A 16,864-nucleotide genomic window follows, 5' to 3' on the forward strand; every position below is an offset into this window, starting at 1 on the left:
AAAATGAAAACCATCACGAAGATCGCCGCCGGGGCCGCCTTGGGCCTCTGGGGGGGCGTGGCGCAGGCCGCCGACGACCTGACGCTACAGCTCAAATGGGTCACGCAGGCCCAGTTCGCGGGCTACTATGTGGCCAAGGACAAGGGGTTCTACGAAGAAGAGGGGCTGGATGTCACGATCAAGCCCGGCGGCCCGGACATCGCGCCGGTGCAGGTGCTCTTGGGCGGCGGGGCCGACGTGATGGTGGACTGGCTGCCCTCGGCGCTGGCCGCGCGGGAGAAGGGCGCGCCGATCGTGAACATCGCACAGCCTTTCGCGAAGTCGGGCTTGATGCTGACCTGCCTCAAGGAACATGGCATCGAAAGCCCCGAGGACTTCCCCGGCAACACGCTGGGCACTTGGTTCTTTGGCAATGAAATTCCGCTGATGAGCTGGATGGGCAAGTTGGGCTATCCGACCGATGGCTCCGAGGGCGGCGTGACGATCCAGAAGATCAACTTCAACGTCGATCCCCTGCTGCAAAAGCAGGTCGAATGCGCCACCACCATGACCTACAACGAATATTGGCAGGTAATCGACGCAGGGCTGACGCCCGAGGATCTGGTGGTTTTCAAATATGAGGACGAGGGCATCTCCACGCTGGAGGACGGTCTTTATACCACCGAAGAGAACCTCGAAGACCCCGAGATGGTCGACAAACTGGCGCGCTTCGTCCGGGCCTCCATGAAAGGCTGGAAATACGCCGAGGAGAATGTCGAGGAAGCCGCCGACATCGTGCTGGAAAATGACCAGACCGGCGCGCAGACCGAAAAGCACCAGACCCGCATGATGGGCGAGATCGCCAAGCTGACCGAGGGCAGCGACGGGCGGCTGGACGAGGCGGCCTTTGATCGCAGTGCGGCGATCACCATGGAAGGTGGCATGATCACCAAGGAGCCCGAGGGCGCTTGGACGCATGATGTGACGGATAAGGCGCTTCAGTAAGCTTTGGCGTCTATGATGAGGGGAGGGGCCGGCGCTGCGCTGGCCCTTTTTCGTTTGTGCGACGTTCCCAAGTGGTCTCAGGGCCCGGAATCAAGCCGCAGGCGCCGGGCCATCGCCTGCCCGTCCCGGCGGGTAGGCGATTTGGCGAGAGTTACTCTGCGCTTTCCGCCGCACATCAAATCTGCGCCATAAAGTGGCATTGCCTGCTGTTGTGATCGCCTCCCCACGGGCAGGCGATGGCCCTTGGAGCCGGAGCCGATGTGGGCGGTAAAGGCCAGCGCAAGGCTCCGCCCTTGTTCTCCTCTTGGCTGGCCTTAGAGCACCGTAACCTTCGTCCCAATCGGCACCCGCTGGTACAGGTCGATCACATGCTCGTTCAGCATCCGGATACAACCGTTCGACACGGACCGCCCGATGGAGTTCGGCTGCGTGGTGCCGTGAATGCGGAAATAGGTGTCCCGCCCGTTTTGGAACAGGTAGAGCGCCCGCGCGCCCAAGGGGTTGCCGGGGCCGCCGGGCTGGGCGTCGGTGTTGCCGATGAAACGTTTGTAAGCCTGCGGGTCGCGTTCGATCATCTCATTGGTTGGCCGCCATGTGGGCCATTCCTTTTTCACGTCGATGGTCGCGGTGCCGGTGAACTCCAGCCCCGCTTTGCCGACGCCCACGCCATAGCGCATCGCTTGGCCCGGCGACGTCACGAAATAGAGGTAATGACTCCGCGGCAGGATCAGCAATTGGCCGGGCGCATATTGCGCCTTGACCGGGACCATCTGCGGGGCGGGGTCATAGGCGGCGGTGCGCGCCTGCGCCATCAGGGGAAGGGCGGCTGCGGCCACGGTGCTGGTCAAAAAGGTACGGCGGCGCATGGCAGGCTCCATCAAAATAATGCGTTTCGCCCGCATTTTGCCATGGGAGGCTATTTTAGCAAGGCTGGACATAAAAAAACCGACCTGCCGGTGTCAGCAGGTCGGTTCGAATTCTTGCATCAGGACCGAAGCCCCCGGGCCTTAGGCCAGCGCGAGGTTGGTCGCGGATTCACGGCCGTCACGGCCAGCTTCGATGTCGAAGGTCACTTTCTGGTTGTCGGCCAGGCCGGTCAGGCCAGCGCGCTCAACAGCGGAAATGTGCACGAAAACGTCTTTGCTGCCGCCGTCGGGTGCGATGAAGCCGAAGCCTTTAGTTGTGTTGAACCATTTTACGGTGCCAGTGGCCATATCCGTAGTCTCCATATTGATGCCATCCGCGTTGGTGCGATGGCCCGGCGTGGTTGGTCTGGATCGATAGACTGAGCGCCGTATGAGGGAGACAGTGGGTCGAAAAAGATAACGTCTGCACCGTCTATATTGCACTCGGGGGGGATTCGTTCAAGGGGCATCGCATCTTGGCGGGTTTCGGCGGGTTCAGCAGCGCGAATTTCGGCAAATTCCCGCCACGAAGTTTCGCGATCCCCATATTTTGCGGTAAACACGCCAAATTGCACCGTCCCGAGTTTGCCGCAAACCGGTCTCATTACTGCCCGGCGTAGGTGGTTTTTTGCCAGAAAGCCCCAAGTGCGCCTGCCAGCGCCCCCCATGTGGAGTAACGAGACATGATGCGTATCCTTGCCGTAGACGATGACCCGGTCATCCTTGATCTGCTCACAGGTTGCCTGACCGAGAATGACAATTACGAGCTGACCTGCTGCGAAAGCTCGGAAGAAGCGCTGGAGATCATGCAGGAGTCGAACCGGCCCTTCGATTCCTTCCTGCTTGATATCATGATGCCGGGCATCAACGGGATCAGCCTGTGTGAGATGATCCGCGATGTGCCCTTTTACCGCGCCGTGCCGATCATCATGATCACGGCTAGCAAAGAGCCTGCGATGATGCAGCGGGCCTTTGACGCGGGTGCCACGGATTTCCTTTGCAAACCGTTGGATGGTGTCGAACTCAGCGCACGGATCAACGCCGCCAGCATGCTCAACGCGTCTCTGCTGCGCGAACGCGAGGCGCAGCATACGCTGACCGAGTTAACGCAGATGATGCAGATCCGCTTTGACGAGGATTTCGACCTCGATGTGTCGGCCTGTAGCAATGTCTCTGCGCTTGAGAACTACCTGCTGCGCCTGCCGAGCGGCTGTTTCTCGATGAGCCTGTTTTCGATCTCGGTCGAGGGGGCGCGCGGCATCTATCGCGCGGTCAAGGCGCCGGCCTTCCGCCGCCAGATGGAGCAGGTGGCCCGCGCTTCAGTACATTCGCTGGAGGGTATGCGTTTTCATCTGGCCTATGCGGGCAGCGGGCGTTTCATCGGCGTGGTGATGAGCCGCGCGCGGTTGAACACGGCCACTATGGCCGAACGGATGCGCGAGCATCTGGAGAAGAACTGGGACGGCAAGGGCATGAATGGCGGGCTGGCCCCGTCCTTGCAGGTGCATTCGGTGACCGAACAGCGCCTCTGGTCGGGTCTGTCGGCCAGCAATAAGCTGCGCGAATATCTGCAAAGCTGGGATCCGCTGCATGGTTTGGTGCGGCATGATGAGGATAACCTCTTTGCCCAGCTGGAGACGGCGATCGACGACGAACGCTGAGGGCAGGAGCCTTTAAAGGGATAGACCCGTCCGCAATGCGGGCGGGTTTTTGCGTTGAAGGTAAGCGGTAAGGGCGTCGCCCTCCCTGGGGGCGATCCGCTACCGCGCTGTTTGGCGGGGCGCTGCAAGATGTGGAGGTCTGGCAAGCTGTTGCAGCGTTGCAAAATCGCCCTCCGGGGGGAGGGAGGGCGATGCCCGGTGTGCCACCGGGCGGCCCAGTGGCAATGGAGCGCACGAAAAAGGGCGCCGGAAATCCGACGCCCTCCAAATCGCTAAGTCGCAAGGCTTACCGCGCGAACTTCTTGTGCTTCAGGCGCTTCGGCTCCAGCGCATCGGCACCCAGACGGCGCTTCTTGTCTTCCTCGTAGTCTTCGAAGTTGCCTTCGAACCATTCCACATGCGCCTCGCCCTCAAACGCCAGAATATGCGTACAGATCCGGTCGAGGAAGAAACGGTCGTGCGAGATGACCACGGCGCAGCCCGCGAAATCCACCAACGCGTCTTCGAGCGCGCGGAGGGTTTCGACGTCCAGATCGTTGGTGGGCTCGTCGAGCAGCAGCACGTTGCCGCCCTCTTTCAGCAGCCGCGCCATGTGCACGCGGTTGCGCTCACCGCCCGACAGGAGGCCCACTTTCTTCTGCTGGTCGCCACCCTTGAAGTTGAAGGACGAGCAATAGGCGCGGGAGTTCACCTCGGCGTCGCCGAGCTTAATCAGCTCCGCCCCGCCCGAGATCGCCTGCCAGACGGTGTCCTCGGGGTTCAGGTCGTCGCGGCTCTGGTCGACGTAGGACAACTCAACCGTGTCGCCGTATTCGATGGTGCCCTCGTCGGGTTTCTCGTGCCCGGTCAGCATCTTGAAGAGCGTCGATTTACCCGCGCCGTTGGGGCCGATCACGCCAACGATGCCACCCGGCGGCAGCGAGAAGTCGAGCCCGTCGATCAACTGCTTGTCGCCCATGTGCTTCTTCAGACCTTCGACCTCGATCACCTTGTTGCCGAGGCGCGGACCGTTGGGGATGACGATCTGTGCGCGGGAAAGCTTTTCGCGCTCAGATTGTTCTGCCATCTCGTTATAGGCCGCGATCCGGGCTTTGGACTTCGCCTGACGGGCCTTGGCGCCTTGGCGCATCCATTCGAGTTCGCGCTCCAGCGTCTTTTGCTTGGACTTATCCTCGCGTGCTTCCTGCGCCAGCCGCTTGGCCTTCTGCTCCAGCCAGTCTGAGTAGTTGCCCTCGTAGGGAATACCGCGGCCACGGTCGAGCTCGAGAATCCAGCCGGTGATGTCGTCAAGGAAGTAACGGTCGTGGGTGACGCAGAGGATGGTGCCCTTGTAGTCGATCAGGTGCTGCTGCAGCCAGGCGATGGTCTCGGCGTCGAGGTGGTTGGTCGGTTCATCGAGCAGCAGCATGTCGGGCGCTTCGAGCAGCAGTTTGCAGAGCGCCACGCGGCGCGCCTCACCGCCCGAGAGGTTTTCCGGCATCGCGTCGTCCGGCGGGCAGCGCAGCGCTTCCATCGAGACGTCGATCTGGCTGTCGAGGTCCCACAGGTTCTGCGCGTCGATGTCGTCTTGCAGCTTGGCCATCTCCTCAGCGGTCTCATCCGAGTAGTTCATCGCCAAATCGTTGTAGCGGTCTAGGATCGCCTTCTTCTCGGCCACGCCTTCCATGACGTTCTCGCGCACGGTCTTTTCGGGGTCGAGTTTCGGCTCCTGCGGCAGGTAGCCGACTTTCGCGCCCTCGGCGGCCCATGCCTCGCCCGAGAAATCCTTGTCGAGCCCGGCCATGATCTTGAGCAGGGTGGATTTACCCGCGCCGTTGACGCCGACGACACCGATCTTCACGCCGGGGAGGAAGTTCAGGTGGATGTTTTCGAATGTCTTCTTGCCCCCGGGATAGGTCTTGGAGACGCCGGACATGTGATAGACGTATTGATAGGCGGCCATTGGAGAATCCTTGCAACGCGTTTTGGGGTTTGCAGTGCAATATCGCCCGGACGGCGCAATATCAAACACTCTGTACCGCGCAGGCACCTTGCCCGGCGGCGCTTTGCGCGGCGCGCCTGTGGCGCGCGCAGGTGGCATGGCTGGGCAGGCTATTGGGCGGTTTTGCAAGGGTTTGGCAGGCGATCCGCGCAGTCGATCAGTGAAATTCGGTCGACTTTTCGGCCGTTTTCGCGCTAGAATTTATTCAATCTGCGGTTGGACGGTAAAAACCGCCTACCGCAGAGTAGGGAGGTTGAAGGCGGTTCTCGCCGTTCGCGGTGCGCCGGTTTCAGCGCAACAACAGGGAAATACTCATGACAAAATCCACCATCGTTGTGGGTCTGGACGGGTCGGAGGCCGGCGCGCGAGCCTTGGCGTTTGCCCAGTCACAGGCCAAACAGATCGGGGATTGTTCGATCACCGTTTGCTTTGTGATCGAATGGTCGCCTTTCACCTTTCAGACCAAGGAAGAGAACGAGCAGCGCCACAAACGGCGCGAGCAGGAGTTGCAGCGCGCCCATGACGTGGTGCTCGACCCTGCCGTGGCCGAGGCCAAGGCCGCCGGTGTCGAGGTCGAGGGAATCGTGCGGCATGGCGATGTGGCCGATATCCTCGAAGCGGTGGCCAAGAAGCGCGGCGCGGTTCAGATCGTCGTCGGGCGGGTTGGTGAGCGGGGCCTCAAGCGGCTCTTTGGTGGGGTGACGGGCCGGTTGGTCGCGGGCTCCAGCGTGCCGGTCACGATCATTCCCTGAAAGGAAACGCCATGAACAAGTTACTGACCTTTGCGATGGCGGCCTTTGCGTCATTGCTGCCGGGCCTTGCCGCCGCGCAAGAGGCTGCAGGCATCGACCAACGTATCAACCAGATCTTTGCCGATTACACCGGCTGGTATGTGTCATTCATCTTTGCCCCGCTGCCGGGGACGAATTTCTCTTGGATCGCGCTGTGGCTGGTCGTGGGGGCCGTGGTCTTCACCGTCTATTTCGGGGCCATCCAGCTCAAAGGGTTCTGGCATTCGATCCAACTTGTGAAGGGGGATTACTCCGATCCCGACGACGCGGGCGAGGTGAGCCACTTTCAGGCGCTGGCGACGGCGCTGTCGGGCACCGTGGGTCTGGGCAACATCGCGGGCGTCGCGGTGGCGGTCAGCATCGGCGGGCCGGGGGCGACCTTCTGGATGGTGATCGCGGGCCTGTTCGGCATGGCGACCAAGTTCACCGAATGTACGCTCGGGGTGAAATACCGCAATGAATTCCCCGACGGCCATGTCTCGGGCGGGCCGATGTATTACATCGTCAAGGGCTTCTCCGAGCGGGGCCTGCCGCTGGGTGGCTTCATGGCGGTGCTCTTTTCGATCTTCACCATCCTCGGCGCGCTTGGCGGCGGCAATATGTTCCAAGCCAACCAAGCCCATGCGCAGCTTGCCGGTGTCTTGGGGGACTATCCGGGCTGGATCACCGGGGTTGTCCTTGCGGGCGTGACCTTTGCGGTGATCGCGGGCGGTCTGAAATCCATCGCGCGGGTGACTGAAAAGATCGTGCCTTTCATGGGCATCTTCTATGTGCTGGTCTCGATCCTGATCCTGATCATTAACTGGGATATGATCGGCTGGGCCTTTGGCCAGATCTTCATGGGCGCCTTTACCGGCCTTGGCGTGGTCGGCGGGTTTACCGGCGCGTTGATCCAAGGCTTCCGCCGCGCGGCCTTCTCCAACGAAGCGGGCATCGGTTCGGCGGCCATCGCCCACTCTGCGGTGCGCACCAAGGAGCCGGTGACCGAAGGCTATGTCGCGCTTTTGGAGCCCTTCATCGACACGGTGGTGATCTGCACCATGACCGCGCTGGTCATCGTGATCAGCGGCGTGCTCAACCAAGACCCTGAAACCGGTCTCTACATCTGGAACGCCGAGGCGGGCCGGATCGCGACCGAGGGCGACGTGAGCGGCGTGGCGCTGACCTCGGCGGCCTATGCGCGGGCCTTCTCGTGGTTCCCGGTGCTCTTGATGGTGGCGGTGGTGCTCTTTGCCTTCTCGACCATGATCAGCTGGTCCTACTACGGGCTCAAGGCATGGACCTATCTCTTTGGCGAGGGGGCGGCGAAGGAGCTGACCTTCAAGGTGATCTTCTGCCTCTTCATCGTGATCGGGGCGGCGGCGAGCCTTGGGCCGGTGATCGACTTCAGCGATGCGATGCTCTTCTCCATGGCGATCGTGAACATCATCGCGCTCTATTTCCTGATGCCGATCGTGAAGCGTGAGTTGAACAGCTATGTCGCGCGGCTGCGCTCGGGCGAGATTGTGAAGCACAAGTAAGGGCTTCGCATTGACAAAGGGCTGCAATGCCCCTCCTTTGGCCCCTGATTTCGGATCGGGGGCCATTTTCTTGCGCAATACCATGCCATTCGCCACCAAAGGGCAGGTCGTCGGCCTGTTGGGCGGGTCTTTTGACCCGGCGCATGAGGGGCATGCGCATATCACCCGCGAGGCATTGAAACGCTTTGGGCTGGATCGGGTCTGGTGGCTGCTGAGCCCCGGCAATCCGTTGAAAGAGCATGGCCCGGCCCCCATGGCGCAGCGGATGGCGCGGGCGCGGGCGGTGATGGATCACCCGCGGGTCGAGATTACGGGGATCGAAGCACAGTTGGGCACCCGTTACACGGCTGAGACGCTGGCCGCGCTGCGGCGGCATTATCCTGGTGTGCGGTTCGTCTGGTTGATGGGGGCGGACAATCTTGCGCAGTTTCACCTCTGGCAAGACTGGCAGCAGATCATGGAGACGGTGCCGGTGGGCGTGCTTGCGCGCCCCGGGCAGCGTATATCGGCCCGGATGAGCAGGGCGGCGGCGCTTTATGCGCCCTACCGGATCGCGGGGCGGAACAGCCAGTTGCTGGGCCGCGCCACGGCGCCGGCGTGGTGTTTCGTCAATGTGCCGATGGTCGATGTCTCTTCGACCGCATTGCGCGCGGCGGGGGGCTGGCGCTCAGCGTAGCCGGGCCGAGGTGATGCCCGCCGTGATGATCACAGCAAGCCCCGCCCAAGTCAGTGCATCGGGCAGGGTACTGAACAGAAACAATCCCAGCAGCACCGCCGCGATCAGTTGGAAATAGACCAGCGGCGCCAGCCGCGTGGCAGGCGCCCGGCGGTAGGCATAGAGCAGCAGCAGATTGCCCAGCATCGAAAACAGCGCGCTCGCGGTAGCCAGCCCCGCGACGGGCAGGGTGGCTGCGGGTAGGTTCATCAGACCCAGAGGCAGCAGCATCACCGCGCTCATCGCCAGTTGGGTGAAAGTCAGCGCAAGGGGCGGGGCGAGGTCAGACAGCCAGCGCGACATGGTGAGAAAGACGCCGTAGAACAGCCCCGCCGCCACGGCAAAAAGCAGCCCCGGCCCGCCGGTGCCGCCGCCCAGTCCCGGACGCACCACCAGCAGCACGCCGCAAAAGCCCATGAGGATCAACGCGCTGCGCAGCAGGCTAATGCGTTCGCGCAGAAAGATCGCGGCCAGCAGGTAGCTGATCATCGGCCCGATAAAGAAGGCGGCGAAGACATTGGCAATCGCCTCGGTCCTGAGCGCGGTTTGAATGCAGGTGATCCCCAAGGCCAAGGTGCCCGCCCGCAGCCAGAGCCGCCAATCGCGCATCAGCCCCCATGTGCCACGGGGCAGGAACGGCAGCACCATCAGCGCCCCGATGGCAAAGCGCGACCATGCCACGAAGACCGGCGCGACCCCCATGCCAGAGGTCAGGATTTTACCCGCGCTGTCCCCTGCGGGGATCAGTGACATGGCGATGAACATGATCGGAATAGCGCGTTGCATGACGTTGGGTTAGCAGGTCGGCGGTTTTGTGCAACCGCGAAAGCTCCACCCTTGTCAGACCGGTTGTGGCCGAACGCCGCTTGGGGTTTATATCAAGCCCATGAGCCAGAGTTTTTCACGACGTTTCACACGCCGCATTTTCCTTGGGACGGCTGCCGCTGCGCTGGCGGCGGCCTCTGCTTGGGCCGAGCCGCCGACCACTTCGTTGCGCCCCGTGGGGCGCGATGCCGACCTGTATAAACAGGCCATTCCCAATGTGTCCGAGATCATCGCCGACAGCGGGATCACCGGCACGGTGGCCTTTGCCGTGGTCGACGTAGACACCGGCATCTGGCTGGAGGCGTCCAACGCCACCGATGGCATCCCGCCCGCCAGCAGCATCAAGGCGATCACCGCGCTTTACGCGCTGGATGAACTGGGGCCGGATCATGTGTTCGAGACGCGCCTTTTGGCGACCGGCGGTGTCGTCGATGGTGAGGTGCAGGGCGATCTGATCCTCGTCGGTGGGGGGGATCCGACCCTCGACAGTGACAATCTGGGACAGATGGCCGAAGACCTGAAAGAGGCGGGCATCATCGGCGTGAAGGGCGGTTTCAAGGTCTATGAGGGCGCACTGCCCGCGACCTTTGCGATTGACCCCGAACAACCCGACCATGTCGGCTACAACCCCGGCGTCTCAGGCATCGCGCTGAACTACAATCGGGTGCATTTCGAATGGAAGCGCACGGGCAACGGCTATGACGTGACCATGGAAGGCCGCGCGGCGCGCTATGCGCCTGCCGTGCGCGTGGCCACGATGGAGGTCGTGGACCGTAGCGGGCCGGTCTATACCTACGAAAACCGGCCTGAGCGCGATGTTTGGACGGTCGCGAAAGGGGCCTTGGGTTCGGGCGGTGCACGTTGGCTGCCGATCCGGCGGCCCGGTGTCTACGCGGGCGACATCTTTGCCACCATCGCCCGCAGCCATGGCATCAAACTGGGCGATGCGGAACTGATCGAGACGCTGCCCGAAGGTGAGACCCTCGTCACCCATCGCAGCGCCGAGCTGCGGCCGATCCTCAAAGACATGCTGGAATATTCCACCAATCTGACGGCAGAGATGGTCGGCATGGCCGCCAGCGCCAAACGGTTGGGTACGGTGCCCAGCCTGCGCGCCTCTGCCGCCGAGATGAACAAATGGGCGATTGAGGAGCTGGGCATGGAAAACCCGGCAATGATCGACCACTCGGGCCTTGGCGATGACAGCAAGATGACCGTGCATGACATGGCCGGAGGGCTGGCGCGCATCAATGGCACGGGGCTGCGGCCGATCTTGAAACCGGTCTATCTGCGCGATAATCGGGGTCGTCCTGAACGGGATAATCCGATTGAGATCGACGCGAAGACCGGCACGCTGAACTTTGTCTCGGCGCTGGCCGGGTTCCTGACCACACCCGAAGATCGGGTGCTGGCCTTTGCGATCCTGACCGCGAATACCGATGAACGCGCCAAGATCAGCCGCGCGGAGCGGGAGCGTCCGCCGGGGGCGCGCACCTGGAACGGGCGGGCCAAACGTGTGCAACGTGGGCTGCTGGAGCGGTGGGGCCTGTTGTATAACGTCGCCGTGAAGCCCGAGCCGGAGGGCGAAGCCGCACCTAAGACGCCAGCGGTGCCCGACCCTGATGCCGAAGCCGAGGTCGGGGCCGAGCCGGAAGTCGCGCTGGAAGAGTCCTAACTCGCGCTTAGGTCAGGTGCCGCGCCCGCGCGCCGCGTTCGATCGCGGCGGCGTGGAGCCGGTCGATGTTAAGCTCATAGCGGATTTCTTCGAGCAGCCGCAGCTCGGCCTCGTCCAGCGTGCCATCGGCGGCGGCCACGTCGCAGGCCAGCGCATAGGCCGTTTCATGCAAACGCTCCGGCAGGGCCTCGCGGATCAGGCCAAAGAGGGCATCCAACCCATCCTCCTGTTCGAACAGGTCAAAGACCGTTTTGCCAATCGTCGAGACGCGATCATTGTCATAGCCCGAGAAGACCGGCAGCAGGTTCAGCGCGGATTCGATTTTGACCAGTTCGGCGGTGCGGATGTCCTCATCCGAGGCCGAGACCGCGATCATCAGCGCGACAAGGCTGTCTTGGGCGCTGAGCGAGAGGGAAGATGTGTCGGGCATCGCGGTATCCTTTGCACAGGTATGTTGCGGTGCAGAATATTGACCCTCAGGGAGTGACGCAATAGGAACGGGCGACCCCGTGCGCATTGGGCGCAGGGACGCCAAAAGATGGATGATCTGACATGTCCGAGACCCGAGACGCGGCACTCAGCAGCAAAGCATGGCCCTTTGAAGAAGCGCGCCGGGTGCTCAAACGCTATGCCAAGAAGCCGCCAGAGAAGGGTTACGTCCTGTTCGAGACGGGCTATGGCCCCTCGGGCCTGCCGCATATCGGCACCTTCGGCGAGGTGCTGCGCACCACGATGATCAAGCGCGCCTTTGAAGAGATCAGCGACATCCCGACCAAGCTGGTCTGTTTCTCGGACGACCTCGACGGTATGCGCAAGGTGCCGGGCAACGTGCCGCAGCGGGAGATGCTGGAAGAGCATATGCACAAGCCCCTGACCTCCGTGCCGGACCCCTTCGGCACGCATGAGAGCTTTGGCCATCACAACAACGCCATGCTGCGCCGCTTCCTCGATACCTTCGGCTTCGAGTACGAATTCTATTCCGCGCGCGAATTCTACCGCTCGGGCCAGTTCGACGAGGTGCTGCTGCGCGCCTGCGAGAAGTACGACGAGATCATGGCGGTGATGCTGAAGTCGCTGCGCGAAGAGCGCGCGCAGACCTATTCGATCTTCCTGCCGATCCACCCCGAAACGGGCCGCGTGATGTATGTGCCGATGAAGGAGGTCAACGCCAAGGACGGCACGATCACCTTCGACGACGAGGACGGCAACGAGATGACCCTGCCGGTCACCGGCGGCAACGTGAAGCTGCAGTGGAAGCCCGATTTCGGCGCCCGCTGGGCCGCGCTCGACGTGGATTTCGAGATGTATGGCAAGGAACACGCCACCAACACCGCGATCTACGACCGCATCTGCGAGATCCTCGGCGGCAAGAAGCCCGAGCATTTCAGCTATGAGCTGTTCCTCGACGAGAACGGGCAGAAGATCTCCAAGTCTTCCGGCAACGGCATCTCGATCGACCAGTGGCTGACCTATGCCAGCACCGAAAGCCTGTCGTATTTCATGTTCCTCAAGCCCAAGACGGCCAAGCGCATGTATTTCGACGTGATCCCCAAGGCGGTCGACGAGTATCACCAGCAGCTGCGCGCCTATGAGACGCAGGACGTGAAGGCGCGGCTGAATAACCCCGTCTGGCACATCCATGGCGGTGATGTGCCGAAGTCGGACATGGTGGTGCCCTTCTCGATGCTCTTGAACCTCGCCTCCGTGTCGAGCGCCGAGGACAAGTCGCAGCTTTGGGGTTTCATCCAGCGCTACGCGCCCGAGGCCACGCCCGAGACCAACCCCAGCATGGATGCCGCGGCGGGCCACGCGGTGCGCTATTTCAACGACTTCGTGAAGCCCACGAAGGTGTTCCGCGCGCCCACCGAGTTGGAACGCGAGGCGCTGGAAGACCTGCGCGACCGGCTGAAGGTCTGGGACGGCGGGCTGGATGCCGAGGCGCTGCAGAGCATGGTCTTTGCCGTCGGCAAGGAGCGTTTCGACCCGCTGCGCGACTGGTTCAAAGCGCTGTACCAGGTGCTTCTGGGCGCCGATCAGGGGCCGCGGTTTGGTGGCTTCATCGCGCTTTACGGCGTGGAAGAGACCGTCGCGCTGATCGACGACGCGCTGGCGGGCAAGCTGACCGGCGCGTGAAACTTTTGCCTCTGCCCTTGCGTGACTTAGATCATTCAGCAAGGGCAAGGGGGAAAGGCAATGCGCAAAGGGATGTTCACGTTTTTCGGAGGGCTGGTGCTATCAGCCCTCCTGAGCTTTGGCGCGATGGCGCAGCAGGCAGAGATCGAAGAGACGATCAACAGCCAGTTCGACGCTTTTCGCGCGGATGATTTCGCCGCCGCATTAGAATTCGCCACGCCGAATTTGCAGCGTTTTTTCCAAACCCCTGAGAATTTCCGCAGCATGGTGAGCAATGGCTACCCGATGGTGCAGAACCCGGCGGAGGTGCGGTTCCTTGACCGGCGCGCGGATGGGGCGCGTTTTTATCAGGTAGTGCAGGTGGTTGATCCTCAGGGGTTCACGCATCTGTTGGGCTATCTGATGGAACGGACGGAGGCGGGCTGGCGCATCGGCGCGGTGCAAATCCTCGACGCGCCGGGGGCCAATGTCTGACCATTGTTGCGCGGCTCCCGCGCGGCGGGGCAAATGCGGGTTAATACATCGTTGATACTTCCCTGACCTCGCGGTTCGGCCCTCGCCGAGCCTGAGCAGTTGAGCGGCGCGCCCCGGTGGGAGGTGCGGACCGGGGAAAGGAAAAGCGATGAACAAGGCGATTACCGATGGCGTGGTGTTGATGCCCACCCCCTTTGCGGCGGGGCTGGATGTCTGGTCGAGCGGCGATGGCACGCCGGGGTCGGACACCTATGAGAACGCGGCAAATGCCGCTTTTGTCCCCGCGGATCAGGACTTTGGCGGGGCGTTGGAACTGCTGAAGACGCAAGCCACGCAACGGCTGCGCTACATGGGGCAGATCCCGCTGCTGCCGGGCTGCTATCTGCGGGTCACGGCGCGGGTGAAGGCGGTGAGTGGCAACCTGCCGACGGTGCGGATCGCGGGCTATCCGGCGCAGGCGGGCGGGGGCCGGGTGAGCGGCGTGACGGAGGCCGGGCCGTCGGTCACGCTGACGGCCTATGGCGAGGTGGTCGAGGTCAGCGCGATCATCGGCAGCGGCGACCGCGGCGGGGTCGATATGGTCTGGGGCACCGGGGCCGTCTATGGGCATTTCGGGTTGGACCTGACCGGGCCGACGGGCGGCGTGGTGCGGATCGATGATATCGTGATCGAGGATGTCACCTCGATCTTTTTGCGGGACATGCTGGCGCAGGTCGATGTGCGCGACTTTGGTGCGGTGGGCAACGGGGTGAGCGACGACTCCGCCGCCTTCGAGGCTGCAAATGCCGCGGCGGCGGGGCGCACGGTGCTGGTGCCCGCGGGGAACTACCTGCTGAACGGGGATGTGACCTTTGACACGCCGGTCAAATTCGAGGGCCATGTGACCATGCCGGTGGGGGCGGTGCTGTTGCTGCGCCGCAATTTCGATCTGCCCAGCTATATCGAAGCCTTCGAGAATGAAGAGACCGCTTTTCTGAAAGCCTTTCAGGCGCTCTTGAACAACGCGGATCACGACTCGCTCGATATGGGGGGGCGCAAGGTGAATGTGACCGGGCCGCTCGACATGCAGGCGGCGGTGCCGGACAAGACCAGCTATGCCACCCGGCGGGTGATCCGCAACGGCCAGCTTGAGGCCGCGTCGAGCAGCGCTTGGGACACGGTGGTGGTGACGTCGCAGGCGCGCTACGCGGCCTCGGACGCGCGCAAGCTAACCAATGTGACCAATATCGCCAATGTGCCGGTGGGCGCGCTGGTCGAAGGGACCGGGGTGGGGCGCGAGATTTATGTGCGGTCCAAGAATGTCGCCACGCAGGAGATCACGCTCAACGCGCCGCTTTACGATGCGGAGGGGACGCAGAGTTTCACCTTCCGCAAGTTCCAGTACATAGTGGATTTCAGCGGCTTCGCCTCGCTGTCGAAGTTCGTGCTCGATGATATCGAGTTCCAGTGCAACAACCGGTGCAGCGCGATCAACCTCGCGCCCTCGGGGCTGATCTTTCACCTGCGGGACTGTTTCGTCAGCCGCCCGAAAGACCGTGGCGTCACCTCGATCGGCGGGGGCTGTCAGGGCATGTTGATCGACCGCTGCCAGTTCCTGTCGGCGGAGGATGCGCTGACGGTGCCGAACCGGACCTCCATCGCGCTTAACACCAACGCCAACGACGTGAAGCTGCGCGACTGCCGTGCGACCAAGTTCCGCCACTTCGCACTGCTGGCGGGGGGCAACAGCATCGTGACGGGCAATCACTTCTTTCAGGGGGATGCGGTCGATAACGGTGTGCGCTCGGCGGGGCTGATCCTTGCTTCGGCCCATACCAGCGCGGTGGTGACCGGGAATTACGTCGACAATTGCTTTATCGAATGGACGAATGAGCAGGACCCGACCCCGGCCTTCACCACGGGCTATTCGTTCAGCGCGCTCAGCATCAGCGACAATATCTTTCTGTCCGGGGAGGTGGCCCCGTGGTTCAGCTATATCGTGGTAAAACCTCATGGTGCGGGGCATTTCCTGAGCGGGGTGACCATCACCGGCAACCGGTTCCGCAGCCTTAACGGCAGCATCGACCGCGCCGAGCGGGTGGATACGACCTTTGCCGATCTTGACCTGTCGCGATGCAAGAACGTGGTGATGAAGGGCAATTCCTTCCATGCGGTGACCACGCAGGTCGAGAATATGGCCGAGATCGAGTTCACCCAGTCGACCCCGTCAGAGACTTGGGTGATTGATACCGCTGGGCATCTGCCTTTCGAGGGGCAAGCGCTCAATAGCGACGCGGTGGTGGCCCATGGGGCGATCCGCAACGGCAACAACGTGGCGCAGTTCGACATGCCTTATGTGAAACACGCCGAAGGGCCGGACCGGGATCAGCTGCATGTGGTTTGGCCGACGCCGGTGAAGGGCAAGGTCTCTGTCATGGTGCGGATGGACAACCGCTAACCGTGGCGCTGCGCTGAGCTGTGAAGTGGCCCTGCCGGAGATCGGCGGGGCCATTTGTCTTAGAACTCCCGCCAGAGGCTGAGAGTGAGGGCCGAATTCTCTGGCGCGTCGAAGGGGATTTCGCTGCCCAGTTGCAGGCGGTATTTGGTGAAGCTGGGCGACAGAACGATGGAGGGGGCAAATTTGGCATAGGTCTCACCCCCGGTGTAGGTGAGAAAGACCTGCGCCATTCCGGTGGTCACGGGGGTGAAGTCGAGCCCCACGGTGCTGTCGATCTTAATGACCTCTTGCGAAAAGCCGAACTCCCACCTTGCGGAGGCATCGACGGTAAGCCAGCCATTCCGTTCGCCCAAGGTGAAGCCGCGGCCCCAAGACAGCCCGGCCCTGAGGTGGGGCGAGATGAACTCCCCCGACCAGCTTGCTCCGGCGCCGATATCGTAAGCCCAGCGACCCGTATCGCTCGGCTCCCCCAAAGGGAAGCGCAGGAAGACGGTGGCATGGCCGCTTCGCAGGCCAAAACGGCTTTGTGCGGTGTTGAGGTCGAAGCCGAGGGTGAGCCGCTCGCGCAGCCCGTATTCGATATAGGTGCTTTGGGAGAGGTCGTAGAAGTAAGTCGCCGAGAAGGAGCTTGAGATGAAGGTCGTGCCCTCCTCACGCAGCCACGGCCCGGCTTGGGCGGCGGTGGGGCTGAACTGGCAGGCCAGTAGGGTAAGGCAAAGGGCAGATCGCATGGCAGGCTCCTGCTGCGATCTTGGTTAATGGC

At 62.5% G+C, this 16,864-nt stretch carries 15 protein-coding genes; 9 read left to right on the plus strand and 6 right to left on the minus strand.

What is annotated here, in order from left to right; all coding sequences use genetic code 11:
* The first annotated feature begins 3 nt into the window (after nucleotides 1-3).
* Nucleotides 4-984: an ABC transporter substrate-binding protein gene (locus tag HKX24_RS14995; protein WP_271692321.1), complete on the plus strand. Its 981-nt coding sequence runs from the start codon at nucleotides 4-6 to the stop codon at nucleotides 982-984.
* Nucleotides 985-1,298: 314 nt separating this feature from the next.
* Here HKX24_RS14995 and HKX24_RS15000 read toward each other — a convergent pair whose 3' ends face one another.
* Entirely contained in the window at nucleotides 1,299-1,850 is a 552-nt protein-coding gene (locus HKX24_RS15000) for a L,D-transpeptidase (RefSeq protein WP_067265327.1), read from the minus strand.
* A gap of 141 nt (nucleotides 1,851-1,991) precedes the next feature.
* Nucleotides 1,992-2,198 (minus strand): cold-shock protein, encoded by a 207-nt coding sequence (locus HKX24_RS15005; RefSeq protein WP_067265226.1) that lies wholly within the window; start codon nucleotides 2,196-2,198, stop codon nucleotides 1,992-1,994.
* 374 nt (nucleotides 2,199-2,572) lie between these two features.
* Here HKX24_RS15005 and HKX24_RS15010 point away from each other — a divergent pair, with 374 nt between their 5' ends.
* Complete coding sequence (locus HKX24_RS15010; protein WP_271692320.1) at nucleotides 2,573-3,550, plus strand: response regulator; 978 nt, start codon at nucleotides 2,573-2,575, stop codon at nucleotides 3,548-3,550.
* A gap of 286 nt (nucleotides 3,551-3,836) precedes the next feature.
* Here HKX24_RS15010 and ettA read toward each other — a convergent pair whose 3' ends face one another.
* Nucleotides 3,837-5,492 (minus strand): energy-dependent translational throttle protein EttA, encoded by a 1,656-nt coding sequence (gene ettA / locus HKX24_RS15015; protein WP_271692318.1) that lies wholly within the window; start codon nucleotides 5,490-5,492, stop codon nucleotides 3,837-3,839.
* 353 nt (nucleotides 5,493-5,845) lie between these two features.
* Here ettA and HKX24_RS15020 point away from each other — a divergent pair, with 353 nt between their 5' ends.
* The 3 genes from HKX24_RS15020 (at nucleotide 5,846) to HKX24_RS15030 (ending at nucleotide 8,518) form a co-directional block, all read left to right on the plus strand.
* Nucleotides 5,846-6,283, plus strand: coding sequence for a universal stress protein (locus tag HKX24_RS15020; RefSeq protein WP_168612985.1), 438 nt, complete (start codon nucleotides 5,846-5,848; stop codon nucleotides 6,281-6,283).
* A gap of 11 nt (nucleotides 6,284-6,294) precedes the next feature.
* Entirely contained in the window at nucleotides 6,295-7,842 is a 1,548-nt protein-coding gene (locus HKX24_RS15025) for an alanine/glycine:cation symporter family protein (protein ID WP_209217050.1), read from the plus strand.
* 82 nt (nucleotides 7,843-7,924) lie between these two features.
* Entirely contained in the window at nucleotides 7,925-8,518 is a 594-nt protein-coding gene (locus HKX24_RS15030; protein WP_276154084.1) for a nicotinate-nucleotide adenylyltransferase, read from the plus strand.
* Here the strand turns inward: HKX24_RS15030 and HKX24_RS15035 are convergent.
* Nucleotides 8,510-9,343, minus strand: coding sequence for a DMT family transporter (locus HKX24_RS15035; RefSeq protein ID WP_209217051.1), 834 nt, complete (start codon nucleotides 9,341-9,343; stop codon nucleotides 8,510-8,512). The genes HKX24_RS15030 and HKX24_RS15035 overlap by 9 nt on opposite strands.
* A gap of 100 nt (nucleotides 9,344-9,443) precedes the next feature.
* Here HKX24_RS15035 and dacB point away from each other — a divergent pair, with 100 nt between their 5' ends.
* Nucleotides 9,444-11,057, plus strand: a complete 1,614-nt coding sequence (dacB, locus tag HKX24_RS15040) for a D-alanyl-D-alanine carboxypeptidase/D-alanyl-D-alanine-endopeptidase (RefSeq protein WP_271692316.1) — start codon at nucleotides 9,444-9,446, stop codon at nucleotides 11,055-11,057.
* Nucleotides 11,058-11,064: 7 nt separating this feature from the next.
* Here the strand turns inward: dacB and HKX24_RS15045 are convergent, their stop codons facing one another.
* A complete protein-coding gene (locus HKX24_RS15045; protein ID WP_067268129.1) occupies nucleotides 11,065-11,487 on the minus strand; it encodes a tellurite resistance TerB family protein in 423 nt (140 codons plus the stop codon).
* Nucleotides 11,488-11,609: 122 nt separating this feature from the next.
* On the opposite strand from HKX24_RS15045, the gene HKX24_RS15050 reads away from it, so the two are divergent.
* From HKX24_RS15050 to HKX24_RS15060, 3 genes are all read left to right on the plus strand, one after another.
* Nucleotides 11,610-13,190 (plus strand): lysine--tRNA ligase, encoded by a 1,581-nt coding sequence (locus HKX24_RS15050; RefSeq protein WP_271692315.1) that lies wholly within the window; start codon nucleotides 11,610-11,612, stop codon nucleotides 13,188-13,190.
* Between the two features lie 60 nt (nucleotides 13,191-13,250).
* Complete coding sequence (locus HKX24_RS15055) at nucleotides 13,251-13,664, plus strand: DUF4864 domain-containing protein (RefSeq protein ID WP_271692313.1); 414 nt, start codon at nucleotides 13,251-13,253, stop codon at nucleotides 13,662-13,664.
* A gap of 148 nt (nucleotides 13,665-13,812) precedes the next feature.
* Nucleotides 13,813-16,101, plus strand: coding sequence for a glycosyl hydrolase family 28-related protein (locus HKX24_RS15060; RefSeq protein ID WP_271692312.1), 2,289 nt, complete (start codon nucleotides 13,813-13,815; stop codon nucleotides 16,099-16,101).
* 59 nt (nucleotides 16,102-16,160) lie between these two features.
* Here the strand turns inward: HKX24_RS15060 and HKX24_RS15065 are convergent, their stop codons facing one another.
* Nucleotides 16,161-16,832 carry a hypothetical protein gene (locus tag HKX24_RS15065; RefSeq protein ID WP_271692311.1) on the minus strand — a complete coding sequence of 224 codons (672 nt, stop codon included), beginning with the start codon at nucleotides 16,830-16,832 and terminating at the stop codon, nucleotides 16,161-16,163.
* Between the last annotated feature and the right edge of the window lie 32 nt (nucleotides 16,833-16,864).

Origin of the sequence: Sulfitobacter sp. M85, assembly GCF_029285915.1 — a bacterium.
GTDB classification, from domain to species: Bacteria; Pseudomonadota; Alphaproteobacteria; order Rhodobacterales; family Rhodobacteraceae; genus Sulfitobacter; species Sulfitobacter faviae.

Excerpts from the sequence above, each read along its gene's own strand:
- HKX24_RS14995 (WP_271692321.1), top strand. The coding sequence starts at position 4 with ATGAAAACCATCACGAAGATCGCCGCCGGGGCCGCCTTGGGCCTCTGG.
- HKX24_RS15000 (WP_067265327.1), bottom strand. The coding sequence starts at position 1,850 with ATGCGCCGCCGTACCTTTTTGACCAGCACCGTGGCCGCAGCCGCCCTT.
- HKX24_RS15005 (WP_067265226.1), bottom strand. The coding sequence starts at position 2,198 with ATGGCCACTGGCACCGTAAAATGGTTCAACACAACTAAAGGCTTCGGC.
- HKX24_RS15010 (WP_271692320.1), top strand. The coding sequence starts at position 2,573 with ATGATGCGTATCCTTGCCGTAGACGATGACCCGGTCATCCTTGATCTG.
- ettA (WP_271692318.1), bottom strand. The coding sequence starts at position 5,492 with ATGGCCGCCTATCAATACGTCTATCACATGTCCGGCGTCTCCAAGACC.
- HKX24_RS15020 (WP_168612985.1), top strand. The coding sequence starts at position 5,846 with ATGACAAAATCCACCATCGTTGTGGGTCTGGACGGGTCGGAGGCCGGC.
- HKX24_RS15025 (WP_209217050.1), top strand. The coding sequence starts at position 6,295 with ATGAACAAGTTACTGACCTTTGCGATGGCGGCCTTTGCGTCATTGCTG.
- HKX24_RS15030 (WP_276154084.1), top strand. The coding sequence starts at position 7,925 with ATGCCATTCGCCACCAAAGGGCAGGTCGTCGGCCTGTTGGGCGGGTCT.
- HKX24_RS15035 (WP_209217051.1), bottom strand. The coding sequence starts at position 9,343 with ATGCAACGCGCTATTCCGATCATGTTCATCGCCATGTCACTGATCCCC.
- dacB (WP_271692316.1), top strand. The coding sequence starts at position 9,444 with ATGAGCCAGAGTTTTTCACGACGTTTCACACGCCGCATTTTCCTTGGG.
- HKX24_RS15045 (WP_067268129.1), bottom strand. The coding sequence starts at position 11,487 with ATGCCCGACACATCTTCCCTCTCGCTCAGCGCCCAAGACAGCCTTGTC.
- HKX24_RS15050 (WP_271692315.1), top strand. The coding sequence starts at position 11,610 with ATGTCCGAGACCCGAGACGCGGCACTCAGCAGCAAAGCATGGCCCTTT.
- HKX24_RS15055 (WP_271692313.1), top strand. The coding sequence starts at position 13,251 with ATGCGCAAAGGGATGTTCACGTTTTTCGGAGGGCTGGTGCTATCAGCC.
- HKX24_RS15060 (WP_271692312.1), top strand. The coding sequence starts at position 13,813 with ATGAACAAGGCGATTACCGATGGCGTGGTGTTGATGCCCACCCCCTTT.
- HKX24_RS15065 (WP_271692311.1), bottom strand. The coding sequence starts at position 16,832 with ATGCGATCTGCCCTTTGCCTTACCCTACTGGCCTGCCAGTTCAGCCCC.